The organism is Alcanivorax sp. DG881, assembly GCF_000155615.1.
Taxonomy (GTDB): Bacteria; Pseudomonadota; Gammaproteobacteria; order Pseudomonadales; family Alcanivoracaceae; genus Alcanivorax.
Genome location: NZ_DS989915.1, coordinates 1890481 through 1894379 on the forward strand (window position 1 = coordinate 1890481; position 3899 = coordinate 1894379).

General features: G+C 55.3%; 6 protein-coding genes. 2 read left to right on the forward strand and 4 right to left on the reverse strand.

Annotated elements, in window-relative coordinates; genetic code table 11:
* Window positions 1-23 precede the first annotated feature (23 nt).
* Both ADG881_RS08460 and ADG881_RS08465 read left to right on the forward strand, forming a co-directional pair.
* Entirely contained in the window at window positions 24-776 is a 753-nt protein-coding gene (locus tag ADG881_RS08460; RefSeq protein WP_007151264.1) for an SDR family oxidoreductase, read from the forward strand.
* Window positions 777-883: 107 nt separating this feature from the next.
* On the forward strand, window positions 884-1279 hold the full coding sequence (locus tag ADG881_RS08465; protein WP_007150906.1) for an endonuclease domain-containing protein: 396 nt from the start codon (window positions 884-886) through the stop codon (window positions 1277-1279).
* An 84-nt stretch (window positions 1280-1363) separates the two neighbouring features.
* On the opposite strand, the gene ADG881_RS08470 is transcribed toward ADG881_RS08465, so the two are convergent.
* The 4 genes from ADG881_RS08470 to ADG881_RS08485 form a co-directional block, all read right to left on the reverse strand.
* Window positions 1364-2206, reverse strand: coding sequence for an intermembrane transport protein PqiB (locus ADG881_RS08470; protein WP_007150537.1), 843 nt, complete (start codon window positions 2204-2206; stop codon window positions 1364-1366).
* Window positions 2193-2717 (reverse strand): paraquat-inducible protein A, encoded by a 525-nt coding sequence (locus tag ADG881_RS08475; RefSeq protein ID WP_039926459.1) that lies wholly within the window; start codon window positions 2715-2717, stop codon window positions 2193-2195. The genes ADG881_RS08470 and ADG881_RS08475 overlap by 14 nt, the downstream gene beginning before the upstream one ends.
* Window positions 2707-3324: a paraquat-inducible protein A gene (locus ADG881_RS08480; protein ID WP_232211709.1), complete on the reverse strand. Its 618-nt coding sequence runs from the start codon at window positions 3322-3324 to the stop codon at window positions 2707-2709. The genes ADG881_RS08475 and ADG881_RS08480 overlap by 11 nt, the downstream gene beginning before the upstream one ends.
* Window positions 3325-3491: 167 nt before the next feature.
* The gene (locus ADG881_RS08485) at window positions 3492-3758 is read right to left on the reverse strand and encodes a hypothetical protein (RefSeq protein WP_007151528.1); all 267 of its coding nucleotides are present in this window, start codon (window positions 3756-3758) and stop codon (window positions 3492-3494) included.
* Between the last annotated feature and the right edge of the window lie 141 nt (window positions 3759-3899).

Consider the following 3899-nt stretch of genomic DNA (forward strand, 5'->3'; position numbering starts at 1 on the left):
AATCATTTAGAGCGGGGATAACAATGCCGACACGCAAGAATATTCTAATCACCGGCGCCAGCTCCGGTCTGGGCGAAGGCATGGCGCGCCTGTTTGCCGCCATGGGGCGCAACCTGGCGTTGTGTGCCCGGCGCATGGATCGGCTGGAGACATTGAAGGCCGAGCTGGAAGAAAAGCATCCCGGCATCAAGGTGCTGATCAAGCCGCTGGACGTGAACGACTACGATCAGGTGTTTGCCGTGTTCGATGCTTTCCGCACGGAACTGGCTGGCATCGACCGCATTATCATCAACGCCGGCATGGGCAAGGGCCAACCTCTTGGCACCGGGTACTTCTACGCCAACCGCCAGACCGCCGAAACCAACTTCGTGGCGGCCCTGGCACAGACCGAAGCCGCCATGGAAATTTTCCGCGCCCAGAACAGCGGTCACCTGGTGATGATTTCTTCCATCAGCGCCATGCGCGGCATGAAGAAAAACCTGACCACCTATGCGGCCACCAAGGCCGGTGTGGCCATGCTGGCCGAAGGCCTGCAAGTGGAACTGCAGGATTCACCGATCAAGGTATCCACGATTTTCCCCGGCTTTATCCGTTCCGAGATCAACGAAAAAGTAAAAAACACCCCGTTCCTGGTGGACACCGAAACCGGCTGCAAGGCACTGGTGAAAGCCATCGAGAAAGAGCCGAAAAATGCGTCGGTGCCTGGATGGCCCTGGGGGCCGCTGGGCTTCGCCATGCGGAATTTTCCGTTAAAGATGGTCGGGAAAATGATGTAGAGCAGCAGCTCAAACCTGCGCCATCTATTAGGTCCCCTCTCCCTTGAGGGGAGAGGGACAGGGAGAGGGTGGAGCTACAACGCACAGGAAGCACAAAAGGCAGAGTAATGGACTACCGCCACCGCTTCGCAAAGGATTTGCGAACCCACATGACAGACGCCGAACGCTTGCTATGGCAACACCTGCGAGCCCACCGACTAAATGGACAGAAATTCCGCCGCCAGCAACCGATAGGCCCTTACATTGTTGACTTCGTTCACCTAGGGGCGAGGCTAGTTATTGAAGCTGACGGAGGTCAGCACAATGGAGATGCGGCAGATCAGGAACGTGATGACTGGCTAAAAGCAGAAGGCTATCGCGTGATGCGATTCTGGAACAATGACATCCTGCAGAGCACTGATGCGGTTCTGGAAGAAATTTTCAAGGCCGTCTCACCCTCTCCCTGTCCCTCTCCCCTCAAGGGAGAGGGAACCCTCCAGAAAGACCCTGGGGAAAACGATTAACACTCCAGCTCCGCCCGCTCTCCCGGGCAAAACATTCTCTCTGCCTTGCACTTCTACCCACCTTAAGCGTGTTGCGTGCTGCGGCTATTTCCACTTCATGATCGGCGCCCATTCGCGCCAGTCGTCTTCCGGTTGTTTGTACAGATCAAACCGCTCCCCCGCTTTCGCCAGCGGACCCGGCTCGGGTGGGGTGGCGAAGCTGATGCCGCCACGGAGTAAATTCTCCAGGGAGCTGGCCTGCACTTCTGCGCCTTTGAATAATCCAATATCCACGGTAAGCCCGGAGCTGTTCCAGAAGCGGGTATTGCTGCGTACCAGTCTCGCGTATTTCGGTTCGATGATGGCCTGAATTTCCACGAAACGACCGTCCTGGCTGAGTTCACTTTCACCAATGGTGCCCACCTGTAAATCCCGGTAGTAGATCTTGCGTCCTTTCTTCAGTGAGCCCAGATGATCGGCCACCAGGGTTATTTTCAAACCCAGATTCGGCTGTTGTTCCGGCGGTGTTTCCAGCCCATCAAATTCTTTATGCGATTCGCCCTCACCGGGTTCAACGGCGATGTATTTGCCTGACACCAGTGTATCCAGATTGCGCGCACCGGCGATGCCCAGTTCCGGTTCCACAATCCAGAAACGGCTTTTCTCCCGGGCCAGTTTTTCTGCATCCCGGTTCAGGCTGGCATGGACCGTCACGTGTTTCAGGTCATCGCTAAGGACGATTTCATCCACACTGCCCACGGGCACGCCCCGGTAACGCAGGTCTACCCCCGGCTTGATACCCGAGCCGTTTTCAAAGGTGATTTCAATCTGTACGTCGCGTTGTAACAGCTGGTCGTACAACAACCAGCCAGCCACCAACAGGCTGACCAGAGGCACCAGCCAGATAGGGGAAGGCCAACGGGAATGTTTCACTTCAGGGGTGTCCATGGTCCGCTCCGTCAGGGTCTTGAATCCATAATTGTTGGGGAGAAAAAGCGTGGGCAGACAACATGGTCAGCACCACGGCGAGAGCAAAGGCGATGATGCCCGGCCCCGGTTCCACCCGTGCCAGATTGCCGAATTCCACCACCGCTGCCAGCAACGCCACCACGAAGACATCCAGCATGGACCAGCGGCCAATCCAGTACACCAGACGATAGGCCCGGGTACTGATGCGGGGATTATTTTCGTGGGGAACGCGCCAGTAGATCACCGCCAGCACCAGCACCTTGAAGAACGGCACCAACAGGCTGGCGACAAAAACAATAATGGCAATGCCCGGCATGCCGGCCTCGAACAGTTGCCAGATACCATCGGCAATGGTGCTGGCCTTGCCACGGCCGGTTTCAGTGACCGACATGATCGGTAGCAGATTGGCCGGCACCAGCCAGACAACGGCTGCAACCAGCAATGACCAGGCCAACGCTCGCTGCTGCCCCGGGGGTGCATTAGTCGCCATTGCTCGCCTCCAGCAACCGCTGTAGCTGATCCGGCTGCGCCAGGGTTTCCACGATCAACCGCAACAACACCGCTACCACCAGACAAAACAGTCCCGGCCCCGGGGTGACCGTGGCCATGTCACCCAGCTTGGTCATGGCGATCAGAATGCCGAGCAAAAAGATATCGGTCATGGCCCATTCCCGACTGTGCCGGTATGCCTTCATCCAGAAAGGATCGGGCTGCCCTGTCGACGGCGTATGATCACGGGCAGCCCACAACAGGCGCCCCGCTGACAGCAAATTCAGCAACGGCATGATGACCAGGGTAAACAGCAGCAAGACCCCGACAGGAAAATAGACGCCTTCCATCAATCGCAGTACACAATCCAGCAGGCTGGCCTCACGATCCAGGCCGAGGTTTTCCAAACGCATCAGCGGCAGGATCAGCGCTGGCAACCACAACACGGCGGTGGCCACGGTAAGTGCGAGCAGGGAATCGGGACGCAACGCCCAGGCACCACTTAGCTGGGCATCACAACGGGGGCAGCGCCAGGCGCCACGGGCACGGCGGGAAGGCACAGCGAGCGAGGCACCGCAATCCGGGCACTGCAGTGCGTCAGCAGACATGGACTTCCCTTCCCTGTGTTCCGGCACAACCACCTCCTTGGAATAACCGTATCAGAATGACGACAAAAGCGCCGAAAGAACGTGAAGAAGGCGGGAATTTTACGGAGTTTTAAAGAGATGCATCATGCGACACGCTGCAGGCAACAACGCGATCAAGGCTTGCCGTTTTATAACGTGAGAGGTGCATTTCTTAAAGAAAGATCCTCAAGATCTGAAACATATGGGTAGAGGCCCACCTGCATCGTCAAATCATTAAGTATATTTCTATAGTCTTGATCGAGGAAATCCTGCCCTTCAAGAGCTCGAATCACCAGATCACGGCCTAAATCGATACTAGAAGAACAAACATTCGCTATTTCTGAGAGAATAATGAAGGGATCTTTTGTCCAGGTTTCTGATTTGAGTTTTTCACGAATAGCAGAAATATTCATCATAGTTGCAATGCCTTAAGTCGTGCATCAAGAGCTGCTATAAGCTGTTTTTTTTCTTTTAATGGGACAAAGATAACATGAACAACAAGAGGAAAATATTGATTGAATCTATTCTCATATTCATGATTTATTTTCCCTCTTAAG

Coding starts and splice junctions, on each gene's coding strand:
- ADG881_RS08460 (WP_007151264.1), top strand. CDS start 24: ATGCCGACACGCAAGAATATTCTAATCACCGGCGCCAGCTCCGGTCTG.
- ADG881_RS08465 (WP_007150906.1), top strand. CDS start 884: ATGGACTACCGCCACCGCTTCGCAAAGGATTTGCGAACCCACATGACA.
- ADG881_RS08470 (WP_007150537.1), bottom strand. CDS start 2,206: ATGGACACCCCTGAAGTGAAACATTCCCGTTGGCCTTCCCCTATCTGG.
- ADG881_RS08475 (WP_039926459.1), bottom strand. CDS start 2,717: ATGGCGACTAATGCACCCCCGGGGCAGCAGCGAGCGTTGGCCTGGTCA.
- ADG881_RS08480 (WP_232211709.1), bottom strand. CDS start 3,324: ATGTCTGCTGACGCACTGCAGTGCCCGGATTGCGGTGCCTCGCTCGCT.
- ADG881_RS08485 (WP_007151528.1), bottom strand. CDS start 3,758: ATGATGAATATTTCTGCTATTCGTGAAAAACTCAAATCAGAAACCTGG.